Origin of the sequence: Streptomyces sp. AK010 (assembly GCF_014207295.1) — a bacterium.
GTDB classification, from domain to species: domain Bacteria; phylum Actinomycetota; class Actinomycetes; order Streptomycetales; family Streptomycetaceae; genus Streptomyces; species Streptomyces massasporeus.
The window spans coordinates 368,547-387,649 of the sequence record NZ_JACHCX010000007.1 but is presented as its reverse complement, the minus strand read 5'-3'; the positions used below and the strand labels follow the sequence as shown (position 1 = coordinate 387,649).

The 19,103-nt window shown below is 70.5% G+C and carries 19 protein-coding genes and 2 pseudogenes; 8 read left to right on the top strand and 13 right to left on the bottom strand.

Annotation, left to right across the window (positions count from 1 at the left end; translation table 11 throughout):
- Positions 1 to 95: 95 nt before the first annotated feature.
- The 3 genes from HDC93_RS17065 to HDC93_RS17060 all read right to left on the bottom strand — a co-directional run bounded on the left by HDC93_RS17065 (position 96) and on the right by HDC93_RS17060 (position 2,241).
- A complete protein-coding gene (locus tag HDC93_RS17065) occupies positions 96 to 1,076 on the bottom strand; it encodes a S1 family peptidase (protein ID WP_185011662.1) in 981 nt (326 codons plus the stop codon).
- A gap of 447 nt (positions 1,077 to 1,523) precedes the next feature.
- On the bottom strand, positions 1,524 to 1,655 hold the full coding sequence (locus HDC93_RS38415) for a hypothetical protein (RefSeq protein ID WP_260419600.1): 132 nt from the start codon (positions 1,653 to 1,655) through the stop codon (positions 1,524 to 1,526).
- 31 nt (positions 1,656 to 1,686) lie between these two features.
- A complete protein-coding gene (locus HDC93_RS17060) occupies positions 1,687 to 2,241 on the bottom strand; it encodes a peptide deformylase (RefSeq protein WP_185011660.1) in 555 nt (184 codons plus the stop codon).
- 152 nt (positions 2,242 to 2,393) lie between these two features.
- Between HDC93_RS17060 and HDC93_RS17055 the strand changes: the two genes are divergently transcribed.
- Positions 2,394 to 3,797 carry a PepSY domain-containing protein gene (locus tag HDC93_RS17055; RefSeq protein ID WP_185011658.1) on the top strand — a complete coding sequence of 468 codons (1,404 nt, stop codon included), beginning with the start codon at positions 2,394 to 2,396 and terminating at the stop codon, positions 3,795 to 3,797.
- Between the two features lie 64 nt (positions 3,798 to 3,861).
- Here the strand turns inward: HDC93_RS17055 and HDC93_RS17050 are convergent, their stop codons facing one another.
- The 3 genes from HDC93_RS17050 to HDC93_RS17040 all read right to left on the bottom strand — a co-directional run bounded on the left by HDC93_RS17050 (position 3,862) and on the right by HDC93_RS17040 (position 5,211).
- Positions 3,862 to 4,221, bottom strand: a complete 360-nt coding sequence (locus tag HDC93_RS17050) for a tetratricopeptide repeat protein (RefSeq protein ID WP_185011657.1) — start codon at positions 4,219 to 4,221, stop codon at positions 3,862 to 3,864.
- 64 nt (positions 4,222 to 4,285) lie between these two features.
- The gene (locus tag HDC93_RS17045) at positions 4,286 to 4,732 is read right to left on the bottom strand and encodes a winged helix DNA-binding protein (RefSeq protein ID WP_185011655.1); all 447 of its coding nucleotides are present in this window, start codon (positions 4,730 to 4,732) and stop codon (positions 4,286 to 4,288) included.
- Positions 4,729 to 5,211 carry a MarR family winged helix-turn-helix transcriptional regulator gene (locus tag HDC93_RS17040; RefSeq protein WP_185011653.1) on the bottom strand — a complete coding sequence of 161 codons (483 nt, stop codon included), beginning with the start codon at positions 5,209 to 5,211 and terminating at the stop codon, positions 4,729 to 4,731. The genes HDC93_RS17045 and HDC93_RS17040 overlap by 4 nt, the downstream gene beginning before the upstream one ends.
- A 225-nt stretch (positions 5,212 to 5,436) precedes the next feature.
- Here HDC93_RS17040 and HDC93_RS17035 point away from each other — a divergent pair, with 225 nt between their 5' ends.
- On the top strand, positions 5,437 to 6,402 hold the full coding sequence (locus HDC93_RS17035; protein ID WP_185011649.1) for a pirin family protein: 966 nt from the start codon (positions 5,437 to 5,439) through the stop codon (positions 6,400 to 6,402).
- A gap of 222 nt (positions 6,403 to 6,624) precedes the next feature.
- On the opposite strand, the pseudogene HDC93_RS17030 reads toward HDC93_RS17035, so the two are convergent.
- Positions 6,625 to 7,205, bottom strand: a pseudogene (locus HDC93_RS17030) (hypothetical protein).
- A 65-nt stretch (positions 7,206 to 7,270) separates the two neighbouring features.
- Here HDC93_RS17030 and HDC93_RS17025 point away from each other — a divergent pair.
- Positions 7,271 to 8,542 (top strand): molybdopterin-dependent oxidoreductase, encoded by a 1,272-nt coding sequence (locus HDC93_RS17025; RefSeq protein WP_398985336.1) that lies wholly within the window; start codon positions 7,271 to 7,273, stop codon positions 8,540 to 8,542.
- A 23-nt stretch (positions 8,543 to 8,565) separates the two neighbouring features.
- Complete coding sequence (locus HDC93_RS38410; RefSeq protein ID WP_260419599.1) at positions 8,566 to 9,039, top strand: hypothetical protein; 474 nt, start codon at positions 8,566 to 8,568, stop codon at positions 9,037 to 9,039.
- Positions 9,040 to 9,679: 640 nt separating this feature from the next.
- On the opposite strand, the pseudogene HDC93_RS17015 reads toward HDC93_RS38410, so the two are convergent.
- From HDC93_RS17015 to HDC93_RS16995, 5 genes and pseudogenes are all read right to left on the bottom strand, one after another.
- Positions 9,680 to 10,057: pseudogene (locus HDC93_RS17015) on the bottom strand (glycosyltransferase); the annotation flags it as partial.
- Complete coding sequence (locus HDC93_RS17010) at positions 9,987 to 10,328, bottom strand: TfoX/Sxy family protein (protein WP_185011644.1); 342 nt, start codon at positions 10,326 to 10,328, stop codon at positions 9,987 to 9,989. The gene HDC93_RS17010 and the pseudogene HDC93_RS17015, both read right to left, overlap by 71 nt.
- 7 nt (positions 10,329 to 10,335) lie before the next feature.
- Entirely contained in the window at positions 10,336 to 10,785 is a 450-nt protein-coding gene (locus tag HDC93_RS17005; protein WP_185011642.1) for an SRPBCC family protein, read from the bottom strand.
- A 209-nt stretch (positions 10,786 to 10,994) separates the two neighbouring features.
- A complete protein-coding gene (nhaA, locus tag HDC93_RS17000) occupies positions 10,995 to 12,290 on the bottom strand; it encodes a Na+/H+ antiporter NhaA (protein WP_185011640.1) in 1,296 nt (431 codons plus the stop codon).
- A gap of 291 nt (positions 12,291 to 12,581) precedes the next feature.
- Positions 12,582 to 14,117, bottom strand: a complete 1,536-nt coding sequence (locus HDC93_RS16995) for a sodium:alanine symporter family protein (protein ID WP_185011638.1) — start codon at positions 14,115 to 14,117, stop codon at positions 12,582 to 12,584.
- A gap of 114 nt (positions 14,118 to 14,231) precedes the next feature.
- On the opposite strand from HDC93_RS16995, the gene HDC93_RS37835 reads away from it, so the two are divergent.
- Positions 14,232 to 14,369, top strand: a complete 138-nt coding sequence (locus HDC93_RS37835) for a hypothetical protein (protein WP_221516764.1) — start codon at positions 14,232 to 14,234, stop codon at positions 14,367 to 14,369.
- A gap of 206 nt (positions 14,370 to 14,575) precedes the next feature.
- Positions 14,576 to 15,136, top strand: a complete 561-nt coding sequence (locus HDC93_RS16990) for a DM13 domain-containing protein (RefSeq protein ID WP_185011635.1) — start codon at positions 14,576 to 14,578, stop codon at positions 15,134 to 15,136.
- Positions 15,137 to 15,155: 19 nt separating this feature from the next.
- Here HDC93_RS16990 and HDC93_RS16985 read toward each other — a convergent pair whose 3' ends face one another.
- Positions 15,156 to 16,214, bottom strand: a complete 1,059-nt coding sequence (locus HDC93_RS16985) for a CdaR family transcriptional regulator (protein WP_185011633.1) — start codon at positions 16,212 to 16,214, stop codon at positions 15,156 to 15,158.
- 245 nt (positions 16,215 to 16,459) lie between these two features.
- Between HDC93_RS16985 and HDC93_RS16980 the strand changes: the two genes are divergently transcribed.
- Together HDC93_RS16980 and HDC93_RS16975 are read left to right on the top strand one after the other, a co-directional pair.
- Positions 16,460 to 16,885, top strand: a complete 426-nt coding sequence (locus HDC93_RS16980; RefSeq protein ID WP_185011631.1) for a hypothetical protein — start codon at positions 16,460 to 16,462, stop codon at positions 16,883 to 16,885.
- A 73-nt stretch (positions 16,886 to 16,958) separates the two neighbouring features.
- Positions 16,959 to 18,995: a flotillin family protein gene (locus HDC93_RS16975; protein ID WP_185011629.1), complete on the top strand. Its 2,037-nt coding sequence runs from the start codon at positions 16,959 to 16,961 to the stop codon at positions 18,993 to 18,995.
- Positions 18,996 to 19,103 lie beyond the last annotated feature (108 nt).

Here is a 19,103-nt window from a genome sequence, read left to right as displayed (position 1 = left end):
ATCTTCAGGAGTCCACACAACCCCCGATGATCACGCGGTGGCCGTACCCGTTCCCAGCCGGACCCGACTCAAGATCGCGAAGTCAGACTGGAGTATTAGTTGCCACCGGAGTTGATGCCCAAGGCGGTCGTCCCAGTGAACATGGGGCCTCCGCTGTCGCCGTGCCTGACGCAGAGGCTGGTCTCGATCATGTTATAGAGCGTGGCCCCGTCGGTGTAGTTCACGGTCGTGCTCGGTTCGAGCACCATGCCATCGAGGTCCTGGCTGACTGTCCCCACACGCTTTACCTTCTCGCCGTCCGAAACCCACCGCGAGTTCGTGATCTGCCCCTCAGAGCCGTCCTTGTACTGGACCGTGCCGTATGGGGTGACGTCAGGGTTGGTGTAGTCGATGATCGCCCAGTCACCAGGCTCGTATTCCCAGTCGACCATCGTCCCCAGTTTGATGTTGCCGCTGTACCGGTACCAGGTGTAGTTGCCGCCGACCATGCAGTGACCAGCGGTGAGCATGAACTTCTCACCTGAGCTGTTTTGGACGTTGAACCCCGCGGTGCACAGCCAGTCGTCCGAGACGATGCCGAGGCCGCCGCGCATTGTGTAGGCGGTGCGCTCCAGCTTGCCCGAGCGGCTCTCGATGCGTACCGCATCTCCCTGATCCGCAGCGACGCGTTCGATTCGCGCCCGATCAGCAGCGGATACACCGGCGTAGATCTTGACGGTCACCTGGTTGCTGCTGGGGTCGACGCCCCACGAGGTGTTGGGAATGCCCGCCAGTTGGTCCAGTTCGGAGTGGATGGAGTCGAGCTGAGCCGCACTGTGTCGGACGATCTCCGCCGTGCCTCCTGCACTCCGCACCGATGCCGCAGCAGCTTGGTCGGTGACCGCGACGACGAGCTGCCCGTTCTTGTAGTAGACGCCAGCGGTGCGGTTGTCGCCGAGCTTGGCGGCAACCGCTGCCGCCCTGGCCGGATCCGTGAGCGGCGCAGGGGCGGCATGGGCGGAAGGCGCCATGAGCACCGCGAGTAGACCGCCGACCGTTCCCAGTATTCCCGCGCGGTGCATCCGGTGTCTTCGCATCTGTTCCTCCCTCAATAGACGAAGAGCACGTCTTGTTGATCAACGTGCTCGGAGGGAGGGGGGCTGCGCTGGGTTGCGGACCGGTGAATACCGGTTGACAAGACCTATGGGGCAAGCGGAGGTTGGCGTGTCTGCATACGTTCGTGGCCGGAATGACGCCCATACTCGCTGTGAACGAGGCGCGGCCAGGGCGCCCAACTGCGGCACAGTTTCTGGGCCGAGCGGGACTACTTGATCGTGCGGGTCCAGTACGCCTCTTCGTCGAGGACGTCCATATCGTCCAAGCTGCGGCTGAACGTGACGACGAGGTCGGTCCCGTACGTCTTCTCGAGCGCGCCATCCTCGGTGAACGTGCAGGTCGGTGGTCACTCTCTCGTCGGTCCGAGGCTGTGGTCTCGACGGTGATCCCCATGGGGCAGGGGATGAGGCCCTGGACGTCGAAGAAGCTCAGGTGCCGTCGTACTGCTCGTCCATCTCGTCGGAGCGACCGGTGATCCTCGGTTTGAGCAGGATGATGGCGGCGCATCGCCCGAACGACGGCCGCGGCACTGCCGAGCCCGGGGCCTCTGCTCTTCTCACGTCAGCGGCATGTCGCCAACGTCCGACAACGTCAAACAGGGCAAGCCTTCCCTGCAACGCCGGATAAGAGGTGGTCCGTCTCGTGCTGCGCGATCCGTGCCGGCCAGCCCTCGAACACCTCGTCCAGGGCCTGTCCGTGCTCGTCGTGCCCGGTCAGCCGCACCGCGGCGGGCCGCGCCACCACCGCCTGCCGGCCCGGCACGCTGAGGCAGCCCTCGAAGAGCGCGGCCCGCGCGTCGCCGACGGGCTCGTAGGCGGGATTGACCAGCACTCGGAACGGCTGCGGCACCCGCCCGCGCGTGAGCCGCACCTCCTCCGGCACCGGTGCCGGATCCTCGATCACCGCGATCCTGAGTTCCACACCGACCTGCGGTGCCGCCAGACCGACCCCGGGCGCCGCGAGCATGGTCACCCGCAGGGCCTCGACGAACCGGGCCGGCAGCGCGGGCCCCAACTGGCCGTCGTACGGCTCGGTGCCCCGCCGCAGCACCGGGTCGCCGGCCGCGACGATGGTCAACGGGAGACCTCCGTCGAGGAGTTGCTCGACCCGCTCGGCCAGGGGTGCGTGATCGTTCGAGGTTCCCATCGCGGCAGGATGGCACGGCACCCCCACCCATGCGTGACGCACGTCACACATGTTCCCCGGGAACTGAACCCCCAGCCGCCCCGACTACTGCACCGCAACGGCCACCGCCCACACCGCACCGGCCCTGAAGACGTCCCCGGAGAAGCCCGCCGATGACCACCGCCCCCTCGACCACCACGGACGAGGCCCCGCAACCAGCCGCCCCGGCACCGTCGAAGAGCAGCTGGGCCCCGCTGCGCCCGCTGATCCTCCGCCTGCACTTCTACGCCGGGGTGCTGGTGGCGCCGTTCCTCCTCGTCGCCGCCGTCACCGGCCTGCTGTACGCCGGCTCCTTCCAGGCCGAGAAGCTCGTCTACGACCACGAGATGACCGTCCCCGTGGGCGAGCGGAAGCTGCCGATCGGCGAGCAGGTGACCGCCGCCCGCAAGGCGCACCCCGAGGGCACCGTCTCCGCCGTACGCCCCTCACCGGAGGCCGACGCGACGACCAGGGTGATGCTGTCCGGCGTCCCGGGCGTCGGGGAGGGCCACACGCTCGCCGTGTTCGTCGACCCGTACACCGCGAAGGTGCGCGGCTCGCTCGAACAGTACGGCTCCACCGGCGCGCTGCCCCTGCGCACCTGGATCGACGAGTTCCACCGGGATCTGCACCTGGGGGAGACGGGCCGGCTGTACAGCGAGCTGGCGGCCAGCTGGCTGTGGGTCATCTCGGCGGGTGGTCTGGCGCTGTGGTTCTCCCGGCGTCGCACCCTGCGCAAGGTGCGGGGCGCGACGGGGCGGCGCCGCACCCTCGGACTGCACGGCACGGTCGGCGTATGGGCGGCGGCCGGGTTCTTCTTCCTCTCGGCGACCGGTCTGACCTGGTCGGCCTACGCCGGGGCCAACATCGACGAACTGCGGACCTCGCTGGGCCAGGCCACCCCGTCGGTGTCGGCCACCGCGGGCGGTGAGCACTCCGGCCACGGCTTGGCCGCCGGGCAGGCGGGCGACGCCGCACACGGTGTGGGCCTGGACAAGGTCCTGACGGCGGCGCGGGCCGAGGGGCTCGGCGATCCCGTGGAGATCGTGCCGCCCGCCGACGCCACCTCGGCGTACGTCGTGAAGCAGGTGCAGCGCAGCTGGCCCACCAAGCAGGACGCCGTCGCGATCGACCCGGCCACTGGCGAGGTCACCGACGTGCTGCGGTTCGAGGACTACCCGGTCCTCGCCAAGATCACCCGGTGGGGCATCGACCTGCACACCGGCATCCTGTTCGGACTGGCCAACCAGATCGCCCTGATGCTGCTGGCGCTCTCCCTGATCCTGCTGATCGTCTGGGGCTACCGCATGTGGTGGCAGCGCGGCCGCGGCACCGCCTTCGGCCGTGCGATCCCGCGCGGCGCCTGGCAGCAGGTCCCTCCGCAGATCCTCGTGCCGTTGCTGGCGGGCATCGCCGTACTCGGGTACTTCCTGCCCCTGTTCGGCATCCCGCTGGCGGCCTTCCTCGCCGTCGACATCCTGCTGGGGGAGATCGCCTACCGGCGCGGGCGGCGCTCGTATGGCACACCGGCCGCGTAGCAGCTCCTCAGGCGCACGGATGCCCGGCTCCCACGGAGCCGGGCATCCTCATGCGTGGCGCGGGTCAGACCTGCTCGAAGTCACCCGCGAGCGCCGAGGCGATCCGCAGATGCGACTCCGCCTCCTCGTGCCGGCTCTGCCGCTGCAGGGTGCGGCCGAGCATCAGCCGGGCGTAGTGCTCCACCGGGTCCCGCTCGACGATCGTCCGCAACTCGGCCTCGGCGCGACGCAGTTGGGCCGAGTGGTAGTAGGAACGCGCCAGGAGCAGCCGGGGCCCGGTCTGCTCGGGCACCTCCTCGACGAGCCCGGCCAGGACGCGCGCGGCGGAGGCGTAGTCCTTGGCCCCGAAGAACAGCTGCGCGCGCTCCCAGCGCTCGGCCGGAGTTCCTTGGGCGTAGTACGTCGTGTCCTGGGTGGTGTTCACGTGTGGCCTCCTTCGAGGCCGACAACCGAACCTGTTGGTTCAATATTCCACTACGTCAGCGGGCTCACCGGCGCAGCTCCGCCAGCTCGGCGCCGGCCCGCTCCGTGATCAGACGCAGCACCCGGCCCGTCACGGCCAGGTCCTCCGCCGGTATGCCGTCGTGGATCCGGGCGGTGATGGGTGCCGTCTCGCCCGAGGTGGTGGCGTACCGCTCGCGCCCGGTGTCCGTGATCCGCACGTCGGACGCCCCGTCGGGAGTCAGCAGCTGCGCGGCGATCAGCTCGTCGACGACGCGGTGCACCTCGGCCGCGTCGGTCTTCAGGGCGTCGGTGACACCGTCGACGAGCTGCTCGCGGCCGACCGGGCCGTCGGCGACGGCGGAGAGCCGGAGGGTGACGGACTGCTGGAAGGTGATGCCGTGCCGGGCCAGCACGGTCTCCAGGACGGCGCGGCCGGCGTAGTGGGCCAGGGCGATGTCACGGGGGTTGACCAGGGGCGTGGTGGTGGTCATGACTGCTCCGTCTCGTGCTCGCTGAAGGGATCAAGAGGTGCGTCGAGCAGGGCCGTCAGTTCGCGCTTGAACTCCCGGGTGCGCGCGCTGTCGAGGCCGCCGAGCGGGTCGAGGAGCTGCTGGAGGAGTCCGTGGACGACGTCGATCGCCCGCCGGGTGACCTCGCGACCCTGCTCGGTGAGGGCCAGCTGCACCGCGCGCGGGTCGCGGGGGTCCTTGGTGCGCTCCAGGAGACCGGCGGTTTCCAGCGCACGGGCCAGCTTCGACACGTAGAGCGGCTCGAGGCCGGTGAGGTCGGCGAGGCGGCGCTGGCTGGGCCGTTCGCCGGAGTGCCGCATGCCGTACAGCGACGCGACCAGCGAGTACTGCGCGTGGGTGAGGCCCAGCGGGGCCACCGCGCGGTCGACCGCGACCCGCCACTTCATCGACAGCCGCCACACCAGGAAGCCGGGCGTCGCGCCCTCGGAACCGTTGCCCATGGTAGATACAGTACATAGTTACTATGTACATGGCTACTATTTTGCGCGGGTACAGACGGGCCCCCGAGGGGAAGGCCGACGAGATGCCGGCGGGAGGCCGACGGGAGGCCGACGGGACATGGACGGGCCGCCGACGGGCGGTCGAGGAGACGCCGACGGGACACTCGCGGCGCGGCCCGAACGTGACGCTGACGGGGGCCCCGGTGCCGGGCTAGGTTGTGCGCCATGAGCAATCTTGAGCGCGAAGCGGCACCCTCCCTGTGCGGTGGCCGTGGCTTCGTGGTGGCGGAGCCGGTGCGTGAACTCCTCAGCCCTCGCCGGGTGAAGCTGGGTGAGTCCAGCGAGGTCCGCCGGCTGCTGCCCAATCTCGGCCGCCGCATGGTCGGAGCCTGGTGCTTCGTCGACCACTACGGCCCCGACGACATCGCCGACGAGCCCGGCATGCAGGTGCCGCCGCACCCCCACATGGGTCTGCAGACCGTGAGCTGGCTGCACGAGGGGGAGGTGCTGCACCGCGACTCCACGGGCAGCCTCCAGACGATCCGCCCACGCGAACTCGGCCTGATGACCTCCGGCCGGGCCATCAGCCACTCGGAGGAGAGCCCGCGCTCGCACGCCCGCTTCCTGCACGGCGCACAGCTGTGGGTCGCGCTCCCCGACAGCCACCGCCACACCGACCCGCGCTTCGAACACCACGCCGACCTGCCGGTCGTCACGGCACCCGGCGTCACGGCGACGCTGATCCTCGGCGACCTCGACGGCGCGACGTCACCCGGCACGGCCTACACCCCGATCGTCGGTGCCGACCTCGCCCTGACCCGGGGCGCGGACGTACGCCTCCCCCTGGAACCGGACTTCGAGTACGCCGTGCTGTCCATGTCCGGCGAGGCCCACGTCGACGGCGTCCCCGTCCTCCCCGGCTCCATGCTCTACCTCGGCTGCGGCCGTACCGAACTGCCCCTGCGGGCGGAGTCGGACGCGGGCCTGATGCTCCTGGGCGGCGAACCCTTCGAGGAGGAACTGATCATGTTCTGGAACTGGATCGGGCGATCTCAGGAAGAGATCGTACAGGCGCGCCGGGACTGGATGGAGGGGGCGCGGTTCGGGGAGGTGAAGGGGTACGACGGGGATCCGCTGCCCGCACCGGAACTGCCGCCGGTGCCATTGAAACCACGGGGAAGAGTGCGCTGAACTGCGTAAACGTGTCAGCGTGGGTGGCGCCGGGCGGAAGGCCGTCGCGTGATTCTCGGATGCTGTCTCCGTCCGTGCGAAGACCACCGGGTCGAGAATCCTGCTGGATCGGGTTGATGAGATGGCCGACCGGGTCTTCGCTGACCACGAGGGCCGGCCCGACAGCGACGATCACCTGGTTCGCCGTGACGCCGTGCCTGATTCGGCGCTGCCTCGTGGGTGTCACGACCCGGTGAGCAGCAGATGGTTGAGGAGGAGTGCGAGCACCGCCTGGGTGGCGAGCCAGGCGTGGGGACGGGTGAGGAACGCGCAGGCCGGCAGCAGCCACACCGCGAAGGGGAGCCAGATGCGTTCGGTCTCGGCCTTGCTCATGCCGGACAGGTCGGCGACCAGGAGGGCGAGGAGGGCCGCGGACACGAGTAGGGCGAGGCGGACATGCTCGGGGGGTTCCGTGCGCCGCCGGAGCAGCACGGCGCCCGTCCGCCGCAGCCCCGCTGCCAGCCGTCCGTCAGGGCGAGCCAGGCGATCCAGCCCGTTGCCGTCGCCCATGCCGTCGTGAGGAGGGCCCGCCAGGGCAGGCGGGCGGCGAGGACCGGGCCGTACGCCACCACGGCTGCCGCCAGGAGCAAGGCGGCCAGGGTGCCGGGGCCGACGTGTGGGTCCCAAGTGGCGAGCAGTGGTGGCCAGTTGACGAACAGGGTGTGGTGGGAGTGCTGGATGTTCCGTCCGACCAATACGGCCGCGGTGACGAGGAGGGCGGCTGCCAGGGCTGCGTACAGGTCGTGGAGGAGGGGGCGGGTCACATCCGCACGTTAGGCCGGGCGATGGGGGAAGTGCCTCCGTCCGGGCCGGATGTCGGCGTTTCGACATGGGTCGCGGGGCCGTTCCGGGGGTGTGCCGGACCTACGGTCGAGCCATGACACGGTCTCCTTCCTCGCCGGGTTTCTGGCGCAGCCCTCTGCGCGGCCCGTGGCTGACCTCGGTGCTGGGCGTCGTCCTGCTCGGCGGGATCACGGTGCTGTTCGTGACGGGGCTGGTGTCCTACGCCGCCTACAACCCGAACCTGTCGCCGGTGAACGACAAGACCCCGGACAAGGGGATTCTCGGCTTCTACCTCTTCGCCTGGCCGACCGACCCGCACTGGCTGTACCGGCTCAACCAGAGTGTTCACGTCACGCTCGGTGTCACGCTGATCCCCGTGCTGCTGGCCAAGCTGTGGTCGGTGGTCCCGAGGCTGTTCGCGCTTCCGCCGGCCCGCTCGCTCGCGCACGCGCTGGAGAGGGTCTCGCTGCTGTTGCTGGTGGGCGGCGCGCTGTTCGAGTTCGTGACGGGTGTGCTCAACATCCAGCTGGACTACATCTTCCCGGGCTCCTTCTACACCCTGCACTTCTACGGGGCATGGGTCTTCTTCTCCGCGTTCGTCGTCCACGTCGTACTGAAGACGCCTGTGGCGCTGCGCAATCTGCGACACCTGGGGGAGGAGAAGGACGACCTGGTCTCCCCGCGCCCGGACCGGCCGACCGTCTCCCGGCGCGGTGCCCTGTGGTTCGTCGGGGGCGGCTCGCTGCTGCTGTTCGCGACCACGGTCGGGCAGAGCTTCGACGGGCTGCTGCGGCGCACCGCCCTGCTGGCCCCGCACGGCGGAGCCGACCCCGGCAGCGGCCCGAACGGCTTCCAGATCAACAAGACGGCCCGATACGCCGGGATCGATACGGCGGAGACGGCCGAGGACGCCTGGCGCCTCGTCGTGACCGGGCGCACCGGCACCGTCCGACTGAGCCGCGCCGGGCTGGCCCGGCTTCCCCTGCACAGTGCGGCGTTGCCCATCGCCTGCGTCGAGGGCTGGTCGACCTCCGACCAGTGGTGGCGCGGTGTGCGGCTGCGCGACCTCGCCGGGCTCGTCGGGTACGACGGCGATCCGCCGGACGTGCTCGTCGAGTCCCTCCAGAGGCGCGGCGCCTTCCGCCGCACCGCCTTGCGGGCCAACCAGGTCGCCGACCCGCGCTCCCTGCTCGCCCTGTACGTCAACGGCGAGGACCTGTCCCCCGACCACGGCTTCCCGGCGCGGATCATCGTGCCCGCGGCGCCCGGCGTGCTGAACACCAAGTGGGTGGCCCGCATGACGTTCGGAGACCTCTGATGCCCCGACTGATGAGCCGACCGATGCCTCGACTGACGTTCCGATCGCGGATCCCTGTCGGAAGTCCCTTCCAGCTTCTGCTGCTCGCCGCCTCGTTCGCCTTCGCCGGTTACGCGGGCGTTCGCCTCCTCGCCGACGACTGGTTCGGGGTGGCGGTGTGGTTCGTGGGGGCGGCGCTGTTGCACGACCTCGCCCTGCTGCCGCTGTACGCGGTGGCGGACCGGGCCGTCGTCCGAGGGCTCGGCGCGGCAGGACGACGGGAGTGGGCGATGTACGTCCGGGTCCCGGCAGCGCTGTCCGGCCTGCTTCTGCTGGTGTGGTTCCCGCTGATCAGCGGGACGATGGACCGGCGCTACCGCCTGGGCACCGGACTGTCCCCGGAGGGCTTCCTGGCCCGATGGCTGCTGATCACCGCCGTGCTCTTCGGAGCATCGGCGCTGCTGCTGGCGCTGCGGCTGCGCAGGGCGACGAAGCAGCGCCCCCCGGCCGTCCACTGACCGACGGCCCGCCATCCGGCCCTGCGTGCGTGTCGCAGCAAGGCCGGGGCGCCCAGCCGTGCCCCGGGAAACGCGTCCCCCGATCCACAGCTGTAGATGATGTCGACGACCTGCACCTCGACCCGCTCGTCGATGTCCACCGGCGCGGCCTCGGCGATCAACAGGCCGGAGGGGGAGAGGAGCCGGGCCACCCGGTCCAGAGCGTGCGGATCGCCGCCGATGCCGACGTTGCCTTCCATGAGCAGGACGGTGTCCGAGCGGCCCTCGCCGGGCAGGGAGCCGAAGACGGAGCGCCGCAACGCCTGGACCCCGCGGAGTACGGCGTGGTGGACGGCGGTCTCGCTGACGTCGATGCCGAGGACGGTCCGGCCGCGCGCGGCGAGTTCCGCGACGAGCAGCCCGAGGGTCCGCAGCCGACGTCCAGCACGGCGTTCTCACACCGGTCCAGTACGTCCCGGTCGACCGGGTCGGCGTGCGCGCACCATCGTTCGATGTCGAGCGGCAGCAGCCAGCCGTCGGCGCGCCGCAGGAAGAGCGGGCCACGGCCGGTGCGCAGGGCGGTGGCGTACGGGTCGGCGACGGCCCAGGCGGCAGGCGTCGTGGTCATGGGCGCGTCACCCCCCCGGCACCGGGCCAGCTGTTCGGTGATGCGCCGGCCCGCGTCGGCGGCGCGCACCACCCTCTGGAGCGGGTAGCCGCTGCGCCGGTCGGTGAGGTCGAGGGCGAGCAGGGCTTCCCGGCGGGCGGCGCGCGGGGGGCCGAGGTCGCGCAGACGCAGGCCGGTGCGGCGGTGCAGCAGCAGGCTGAGCGCGAGGTTGCCGGCGCGGGCGTGCGCGGGCCACGCGCCGCGACCGCCGGGCCGCCTGCGCCCGAGTACGTCGGCGGCACCCGCACGCACATCCCGTACGAAGGGCGCGAGCAGTGCCGGGTCGAGGGAGGCGTCGCAGTCACAGAAGCAGATGACGTCGGCGGTCGCCGCGCTGAGCCCGGCGCGGCAGGCGGCGCCGAAACCGCGGCGTGTCGTCTTCCGTGACCGCGGCGCGGTCGACCACGATCCAGCCGCGCATCGGGCGTCCGTTCATGTCGAAGACGCGGGTCCCCGGCCGGGCGAGTGCCGCGGCGGTCCCGTCGGGACCGACCCTGACCAGGAGGTCGTTGCAGGTGACGCCCACGGCCATGTTGCCCCGGCACAGGAACGCCACCCCGCCGAACATGTGCTGCTCGGTGATCTCGGGGGCGGCCCTGCACTGCTTCCGGATTCGCTGCGCGAGTCCTTCGCCGTACGTCATCGCCGTCTCATCTCTGTGCCACGAGCCTTGCTTCGAGGTCGCGCAGGTCCTTGGCGAGGTTGCCGCGGACCCGCCGGGCCAGCAGCGGCGCCGCCAGTCGGTAGAAGCCGCCCGGGCCGCCCCGCACGCGGATGCGGGCGTGCGTCCCGCTCGGGTGGGGCCCGAAGGTGTAGGTGACGTGCATGGGCATAGGACCGGCCACGGAGACCATGTCCAGCAGCCGGGGCGGATCGTACGCGGCGACCCGCAGGACGTAGTCGATGCGCCGGCCCACGAAGTACGCCGTACGGGTGACCTCGGCGCCGACGCCGAAGCCGCCGCCCGCCGCCTCCGTGGTGAGCTGCGCCGTGCGGATGCCCTGGGTCCAGTCGGCGTCGTGGCGCCAGTCCATGGCGTACGCCGCCACGTGTTCGGGCGGTACCGGGATGACGCGCTCGACCGTCACATCGACTGTCATGGCTCCAGCCTCCGTCTCGTCCTTCACGATCACCACCCGGTGTGCGGCGGATGCTTCGTGAGCGACGCGAGCATTGCTCGGACGACGAACGGGTCGCCTCATGGCCTGGAACCGGATGCACTCGCCGCCCGGCAGCAGAGTGTCGGCGGCGGCCCCGGGAAAGCGGTTCGTGCCGCTTGTGACCGGGTGACGGCGCGGCGGCGGTCAGGTCATGTGCTGCCGGACGCCGTGCGCTGGTAGATGTCGGGAATACCGTCGGCGTCCTCGTCGAGGTTCTCTTCCTCGTACAGGCGCCGGTACAGGGTGTTCCTGCGGCGCAGGAGGACGGTGGCCAGCAGGGCTGCGGTGACCGAGGCGATCAGGACGGCGGCCTTGACGTGCTCGCCGACGGCCGTGCCGGGGAAGGCCAGCTCGCCGATGAGCAGGGCGACCGTGAAGCCGATGCCGGCCAGGGCCGCCAGGGCCAGGACGTCGGCCCAGGCCAGGTCCGGGTTCAGCCGTGCGCGGGTGAAGCGGGCGGCGAGGTAGGTTCCGGCGAAGATGCCGAGGATCTTGCCCGCGACCAGCCCGGCGATCACACCGAGGGGTTCCGGGGTGGTGAACACCTTGCCCAGTGCGTCGCCGGAGACGCTGACGCCGGCGGCGAACAGCGCGAACAGCGGCACGCACAGGCCGGCGGAGAGGGGGTGCAGCAGATGTCCGGTGCGTTCCGCGGGTGACGCGCTCTCCTCCTTGTCGCGGACGGTGCGCAGGATCAGGCCCATGGCGACCCCGGCGACGGTGGCGTGGACGCCGCCGTTGTAGAGCAGCGCCCAGATCGCCACCCCGAGTGGCACGTACCACCACCAGCCCCGCACCCGCTGCCTCTGCAGGACGTAGAAGACGACCAGCCCGGCGAACGCCCCCGCGAGCGCCCAGTAGTTGAGGTCCGCGGTGAAGAAGAGGGCGATGATCAGGATCGCGCCGAGGTCGTCGACGACCGCGAGGGTCAGCAGGAACGCCCGCAGGGCGGTCGGCAGGTGGGTGGAGATGACAGCCAGTACGGCCAGGGCGAAGGCGATGTCGGTGGCCATCGGCACCGCCCAGCCGTCCACGCTCCCGCCGCCGGCCGCGACCGTGGCGGCGTAGAAGGCGGCGGGTACGGCCATGCCGCACACGGCGGCGATGACGGGCAGTGCCGCCGTCGCCGGGGTGCGCAGCGAGCCGACGACGAGTTCCCGCTTCAGCTCGATCCCGGCGACCAGGAAGAAGACGGTCAGCAGTCCGTCGGAGGTCCAGTGGCCGACCGAGAGATCCAGGCCCAGCGCGGGTATCCCGAAGTGGAAGTCGCGGATGGTGGCGTAGGCGCTGCTGAGCGGGGTGTTCGCCCACACCAGCGCGACCACCGCGGCGGCCAGCAGGACGAGGCCGCCCACCGTCTCGGTGCGCAGGGCCCGGGCCACTGCCTGCCGTTCCGGCCAGGAGAGGAGACCGAGGAACGGGCTACGGGGCGGGGTGGCGGCCAAGGGGCGAACCTCCGGGGTGTCGGGGAAACGGGCACACGGCCCTGCGGACGCCGACCAGACTTCCCGGCACACCCCGCGTCTCATTGACGCGTTCTTCACACCCTAACCGGAGCGGGTCCGTCGGCCCACCCCCACCTCGTTCGCCGCGAACGGGCAGGCAGTGAGCCCGGTGACCTGTTCGGGCGGGTCGTGGCGCGGTGGTCGGTCGTGGGCGGCAGGCGTACGGGCCCGTACCCACCAAGGCGCGAGGTGGGGACGGGCCCGTACCGGAGCCGGGCCGCCGGGGGGCGGTCAGACGGTGGTCTTCACCGACTCCTGGTCTTCGTCGCTGTCGCTGCTGTCGCCGGCCTTGCGGGCGCGGACGAACTCCAGGAAGGAGCCGAGCTCGCGTTTGACGACCGGGGCGAGCAGGTACAGGCCGATGATGTTGAAGACCGACAGCAGGAAGAGCGCGGAGTCGGCCAGGCTGATCAGCGAGTCGAGGGACATCAGGGCGCCCAGGACCACGAACAGGCTCCAGACGACCTTGAAGATCATCTCGCTGGCCTTGCTCTTGCCGAACAGGTACGACCAGGCCTTGAGGCCGTAGTAGCCCCAGGTCAGGATCGTGGAGAAGGCGAACAGCAGCACCGCGATCGTGAGCACGGCCGGGAACCAGGGCAGGACGGTCTCGAAGGCGTCGGAGGTGATGGTGACGCCGCCGATGCTTTCGCCCTCTCGGGCCTCGCCCCAGCTGGCCGGGTTGGCGATGACGATGGTCAGCGCGGTCATGGTGCAGATGACGACCGTGTCGATGAACGGCTCCAGCAGGGCGACCAGACCCTCGCTCGCGGGGTGGTTGGTCTTGACCGCGGAGTGGGCGATCGGGGCGGAGCCGAGACCGGCCTCATTGGAGAACGCGGCCCGCTGGAAGCCGATGATCAGGGCACCGAGCACACCGCCCGCGACGCCGTCTGCCTCGAAGGCGCCCTGCAGGATGGTCTGGAAGGCGTCCGGGACGGCGGTGACGTTGCTCAGGATGACGACCAGGCAGGCCACGATGTAGATGGCGGCCATCGCGGGCACCAGCCGGCTGGTGACCGAGGCGATGGAGCGGATGCCGCCGAGCAGCACGAGACCGACCAGCGCGGAGACGACCAAGCCGAAGAGGACGGCGCCTGCGGAGGAGGCCAGGAAGCCGTCCTCGCCGCCGAAGGTCGAGGAGATCTGCGCGTAGCTCTGGTTGGTCTGGAACAGGTTGCCGCCGAACAGGCCGAAGAAGAGGACCATGATCGAGGCCAGGACGGCGAGGACCTTGCCGAGCTTGGCGCCGCCGTTGCCGAAGCGGTCGGCGAGGCCCTTGGGCAGGTAGTGCATCGGGCCGCCGGAGACGGTGCCGTCGGCGTGCACCTCGCGGTACTTCACACCGAGGGTGACCTCGACGAACTTGGTGGCCATGCCGAGCAGGCCGCACAGGATCATCCAGAACGTGGCGCCGGGTCCGCCGATGGAGACGGCCACGGCCACACCGGCGATGTTTCCGAGGCCGACCGTGCCGGAGACGGCGGCGGTCAGCGCCTGGAAGTGATTGACCTCGCCGGCCGACCCCTTCTCGTCGTACTTCCCGCGCACCACGTCGAGCGCGAGTCTGAACTTGCGGACCTGCACGAACCCGAACCAGCCGGTGAAGACCAGACCGGCGACGACGAGCCAGGCGACGATGAGGGGAAGGTCTGTTCCGCCGACGGGAACCGCGTAGAAGACGACATCCCCGAGCCAGTTGGCTATCGGTTCGAAGAAATCGCTGACGGCTTCGTCGACGTTCTGGGTGACGGAGTCGAGTGACACAGTGGCTACCTCGATGGTGCGAGCCCGGGGCACTGAGGACGTGCCGCCGGTCGATGTGCGGTCTCGGAACGAACGCCGTTGTCCGATCGGCGACGCTGAATGGGCTGACTGTGGATGCGGATCGTGATCGCCCTGGTCGTGCTGCCGGTGCATGCCGACCGCTCCGCGCTGTGGTGTCGAGCGGTTTCACCTGCGGAGTTGCGCAGTTCTACCACGGTCTTTGCCAAGCTTTTAGTGATGCATGTCACATGACTCGTAGTTACGGTCGAAAATGCCAGCGAGCGATATCGGACCGTTATGCGAAACCGGAAGTCCGTTCATCGGACATCTATCGAGAAGACGGCCGGGCTCGTGGGCGCCGCGGCGACGTAAGACTTCCGTCATTCGCGTCGGGGTACGCGCCGCCCCCTGTGCCCCGTTGAATGAACCGGATGAAGCACTCAGGAATCGAGGCGGGTATGAGGCGTGGACGCAAGACGCGGGGGAGGTCGTGGGTCATCGTGGTGCTGGTGGTTGCGGTCGCCGGTGTCGGCTTGGGGCTGTACTGGTTCCAGCCGTGGAAGCTGTGGCAGGACGAAACCGTGCAGGAGGCACTGCCCAGCGCTGCGGCCCCGAGGGCCCCTGAGGGCGGAGCGCCCTCCGCGCTCCCTTCCCCGGCTCCCCGGCCCAGGACGCTGGCGGGCGGCACATTGATCAGCCACGAGCACGCCACCTCGGGCAGCGTGAAGCTCGTACGGCTCCCCGACGGCTCCCACGTCGTACGCCTGGAGGACCTCGACACCAGCAACGGCCCGGATCTGCGCGTGTGGCTGACCGACGCGCCGGTGAAGGAGGGGCGGGCCGGCTGGCACGTCTTCGACGACGGGGCGTATGTCAGCCTGGGCAAGCTCAAGGGCAACAAGGGGAGTCAGAACTACACCGTGCCCGCCGATGTCGACCCGTCCCGGTACACCAGCGTGAGCATCTGGTGCGACCGCTTCGACGTGTCCTTCGGCGCGGCCGAACTCGCGCGCGCCTGACGCCGTCCGCGAGGGCGCGTCACAGGTCCTGGGCGGGCCAGTCCAGCAGCCGTGCGCCGATCACCGCGGTCTGCAGCATGTAGCGGTGGGCCGGATCGGCAGGGTTGGCCCCGGTGAGCTTGTGGATGCGCTCCAGCCGGTAGGTCAGGGCCCGCACGCTCAGGGTGAGGCGGCGGGCGGCCTCGGCGGCCACACAGCCGGAGTCGAAGTAGGCGGTCAGGGTGTCCAGCAGGGGCTGGGCGCCGCCGCGGGCCGTGGTGAGCGGGCCGAGGGCGTTGATGACGAGTTCGGCCATGGCCTGCCGGTCGCGGGTGAGGACGGGGTAGACGAGCAGGTCGGCCGCGCGCAGGACGGGGTCCTCCAGTTCCAGGCGCCCGGCGAGTTCCAGGACGCCCAGTGCCTCCTCGTAGGAGTGGACGACCCCGCCGGGGCCGGGCTGGGGGCGGCCGATGGCGACCCGGCCGCCGTCGGTGGCGGCATGGGCCTGCTTCGCGAAGTGGGCGAGGACCTCGTCCTGGGGACCGGGCGCGATGCACAGCAGCCGGCCGTCCTTGGTGGTGAGCAGGATGCTGCGGTCGCCGAAGCGTGCGATGAGGGCGCGTTCCACCTGGCGGGGGACGGGATCGCCCTCTTCGTAGGCGGTCGGGCCCTCGGCGACGGCGACGGCATGAGCGTGCGAAAGGCGCAGACCGAAGCGTTCGGCACGTTCGGCGAGGCGTCCGAGGTCGCTGCGGCCGTAGAGGAGATCGTCGATGAACTCGCGGCGTGCGGCCTCCTCCTGCCGTACGGCCTGGCGCTGTGCGCGCTCGAAGCCCTCGGCGAAGGCGTCCGTCGCCTGCTGCACGGCGGCCAGGACGGTGTCGGCCGAGGTGGGGCCGGGAGGCCAGGCCGAGCGGGCGGCGGTCAGATGGGCGCTGACCAGGGCCCTCAGTCCGTAACCGGCTTCGGCCGCCTGCTCCCCGAGCATCCGACGTGAGGCGAGTTCTTCCCGGGTGAGGCGCCGCCCGGTGGCCGCGACCTCGGCCAGTATCCGGGCATAGCCCTCGAGATACTCCACCGGAACTTCCAACTCCGCCATGCCGCCCCCGAGTTCTTGACACGCCGCTGACGGATTCTTAGCGGCCGCCCGGCATGCAGACCCTAGACAACGCTGCCGGAATCCGGCAATGCGCGGGCGGGCGCCCGCGATGCAGGATGGGCCGCGGGGAGCACTACGGGGGATCCCGGTGCCGGACACCGGCAGGTGTCCGGCACCGGGACCCGCGCAACGGTGCGCCGCCGAGCGCGAGTGACGGCAGTGCGGACAGGACAGGGGGGTACGGCATGCGGACCGTGTTGTCGGTCGTCTCCGGCCCGCCCACGATCCTGCTGACCACAGCCCTGGTCGTCCTGCTGTGCTTCTGGCTCCTCGTCGCCGCGGGTTTCACCTCGGTCGGCACCTTCGACGCGGACGCGAACCTCCGTGCCTGGGGCATGGACGGCGTACCCGTGGCGGTGGCCGTCTCCGCACTGACGGCCGTGGCATGGGTCCTGAGTGTAGGGGGCGTCCTTCTGGTTGCCGTGTGCGCGCCGCCGTCTCCCGCGACCGGGCTGCTGCGCATGGCCCTGCCCCTGGCGGCCCTGCCCCTTGCATGGCGACTGACCCGCCTGTTGGTGCGTCCCCTGCACCGGCTCTTCCCCGACGAACCCGCGCCGCCCGATCACGGCCGGTCAGCCCGGGCACGGGACCACGTGGACCACGCCGTCTGAGCGGTACCGCCGTCGGCCCCCGCGGCCGGCCTTCTCACGCCTCGTTTTCCTTCACGCCTCAAGGACGTTCGTCATGACTGTCATCCTCCTGGGCGCCGGCGTGCTCGTCGCCGTCACCCTGCTCGCCGTACTGCTCGTCTCGCGGCTGTTCCGCAAGGTGGAGCAGGGCAAGGCGCTGATCGTCTCCAAGCTGCGGAAGGTCGATGTGACCTTCACGGGGCAGGTCGTGCTGCCCGTGCTGCACAAGGCCGAGGTGATGGACATCTCGGTGAAGGCCATCGAGATCACCCGGACCGGCAAGGACGGTCTGATCTGCCAGGACAACATCCGGGCCGACATCCGGATCACGTTCTTCGTGAAGGTCAGCAAGACGGTCGAGGACGTGATCAAGGTCGCGCAGGCCGTCGGCACCGCGCGGGCGAGCGACCGGGACACGCTGCAGGAGCTGTTCCACGCGAAGTTCTCCGAGGCGCTGAAGACCGTCGGCAAGCAGCTGGACTTCACCGATCTGTACACCAAGCGTGAGGAGCTGCGCTACCGGATCATCGAGGTCATCGGCGTCGACCTCAACGGTTATCACCTGGAGGACGCGGCGATCGATTACCTGGAGCAGACGCCGGTCGCCCAGCTCGACCCGGCCAACGTCCTCGACGCCCAGGGCATCCGGAAGATCACCGAGTTGACGGCCGTGGAGCACGTGCGCACCAACGAGTTCCAGCGCACCGAGGAGAAGGAGATCACCCGGCAGAACGTCGACGCCCGCGAGGCCATCCTGGAGCTGGAGCGCCGGCAGGCGGACGCGGAGATCAAGCAGAAGCGGGAGATCGCGACCGTACGGGCCCGGGAGGAGGCCGAGACGGCGCGGGTGGTGGAGGAGGAGCGGCTGCGGGCCCAGGGAGCCTTCCTGGCCACCGAGGAGAAGCTCGGCGTGCAGCGCGAGAACCAGGCCCGTGAGATCGCCGTCGCCGCGAAGAACCGCGAGCGGGTCATCGCCATCGAGAATGAGCGCATCGAGAAGGACCGGCTCCTCGAAGTCATCGGCCGGGAACGCGAGACGCAGCTGACCCGGATCGCCGCCGAGAAGGAGGTCGAGGCGGAGAAGCGGGACATCGCCGAGGTCATCCGCGAGCGCGTCGCCGTGGACCGCACGGTCGCCGAGCAGGAGGAGTCCATCAAGAAGCTGCGGGCCGTGGAGGAGGCGGAGCGGCAGCGGCAGGCCGTGATCATCGCCGCCGAGGCCGAGGCGCAGGAGAAGCTGGTCAAGGACATCAAGGCCGCCGAGGCCGCCGAGCAGGCCGCCACGCACCGGGCGACCGAGGAACTGACGCTGGCCGAGGCCCGGTTGAAGACGGCCGACCTCGACGCCCAGGCCAAGCTCCGCCTCGCCGAGGGCATCCAGGCCGAGGCGGCTGCCGAAGGGCTCGCCGCCGTCCAGGTCCGCGACAAGGAAGCCGACGTCATCGAGAAGGCCGGCCGTGCGGAGGCCGCCGCCACGGAGGCTCGGCTGCGGGCCGAGGCGGAGGGCGCGCAGGCCCGGGCGATGGCGGAGGCCGCGGCCATCGGCGAGAAGCTCAAGGCCGAGGCGGAGGGACTGACCGAGAAGGCCGCAGCCATGGCAGCCCTCGACGACGCCTCGCGGGGACACGAGGAGTACCGGCTGCGCGTGCAGGCGGACAAGGAGATCCGCCTCGCCGGGCTCGACGTGCAGCGGCAGGTCGCTGAAGCGCAGGCGACGGTGCTCGCCACCGGTCTGGAGAGCGCCGACATCAACATCGTCGGCGGTGAGTCGGTCTTCTTCGACCGGCTGGTCTCCTCGATCGCGCTCGGCAAGAGCGTCGACGGCTTCGTCCAGCACTCCGAGACCGCACAGGCACTGGCCCGGCCCTGGCTGGAGGGCACGTCCCGCTTCACCGACGACCTGGGCCGCATCCTCGGCTCGGTCTCCACGGCCGACGTGCAGAACCTGACGGTCTCGGCGCTGCTGCTGAAGCTGATGAAGACCGGCGGGGCCGACTCGGGGCAGCTCCAGCAGCTGCTCGACAGGGCCGGCGAGCTGGGCCTGGCGGACAAGCCGCTCACCACCGTGAACGGCAGCGTCGTCCACGCCTGACCCGCCCCTTCGGTCCGGAGCCGCCGCACAGGGGACGGCGGCTCCGGACCGCTCCCATCGACTTTCCGAGAGGCACGCCATGACGATCGGCCCGGACACCGGCACGAC

Bases quoted from the DNA above. Each gene is read 5' to 3' on its own strand.
- HDC93_RS16980 (WP_185011631.1), top strand. From the start codon at position 16,460: ATGCGGACCGTGTTGTCGGTCGTCTCCGGCCCGCCCACGATCCTGCTG.
- HDC93_RS38410 (WP_260419599.1), top strand. From the start codon at position 8,566: ATGCCTCGACTGACGTTCCGATCGCGGATCCCTGTCGGAAGTCCCTTC.
- HDC93_RS17055 (WP_185011658.1), top strand. From the start codon at position 2,394: ATGACCACCGCCCCCTCGACCACCACGGACGAGGCCCCGCAACCAGCC.
- HDC93_RS37835 (WP_221516764.1), top strand. From the start codon at position 14,232: ATGCGGATCGTGATCGCCCTGGTCGTGCTGCCGGTGCATGCCGACCGC.
- HDC93_RS17010 (WP_185011644.1), bottom strand. From the start codon at position 10,328: ATGACGTACGGCGAAGGACTCGCGCAGCGAATCCGGAAGCAGTGCAGG.
- HDC93_RS17005 (WP_185011642.1), bottom strand. From the start codon at position 10,785: ATGACAGTCGATGTGACGGTCGAGCGCGTCATCCCGGTACCGCCCGAA.
- HDC93_RS17045 (WP_185011655.1), bottom strand. From the start codon at position 4,732: ATGACCACCACCACGCCCCTGGTCAACCCCCGTGACATCGCCCTGGCC.
- HDC93_RS17040 (WP_185011653.1), bottom strand. From the start codon at position 5,211: ATGGGCAACGGTTCCGAGGGCGCGACGCCCGGCTTCCTGGTGTGGCGG.
- HDC93_RS16985 (WP_185011633.1), bottom strand. From the start codon at position 16,214: ATGGCGGAGTTGGAAGTTCCGGTGGAGTATCTCGAGGGCTATGCCCGG.
- HDC93_RS17035 (WP_185011649.1), top strand. From the start codon at position 5,437: ATGAGCAATCTTGAGCGCGAAGCGGCACCCTCCCTGTGCGGTGGCCGT.
- HDC93_RS17060 (WP_185011660.1), bottom strand. From the start codon at position 2,241: ATGGGAACCTCGAACGATCACGCACCCCTGGCCGAGCGGGTCGAGCAA.
- HDC93_RS17065 (WP_185011662.1), bottom strand. From the start codon at position 1,076: ATGCGAAGACACCGGATGCACCGCGCGGGAATACTGGGAACGGTCGGC.
- HDC93_RS16990 (WP_185011635.1), top strand. From the start codon at position 14,576: ATGAGGCGTGGACGCAAGACGCGGGGGAGGTCGTGGGTCATCGTGGTG.
- HDC93_RS17025 (WP_398985336.1), top strand. From the start codon at position 7,271: ATGGGTCGCGGGGCCGTTCCGGGGGTGTGCCGGACCTACGGTCGAGCC.
- HDC93_RS16975 (WP_185011629.1), top strand. From the start codon at position 16,959: ATGACTGTCATCCTCCTGGGCGCCGGCGTGCTCGTCGCCGTCACCCTG.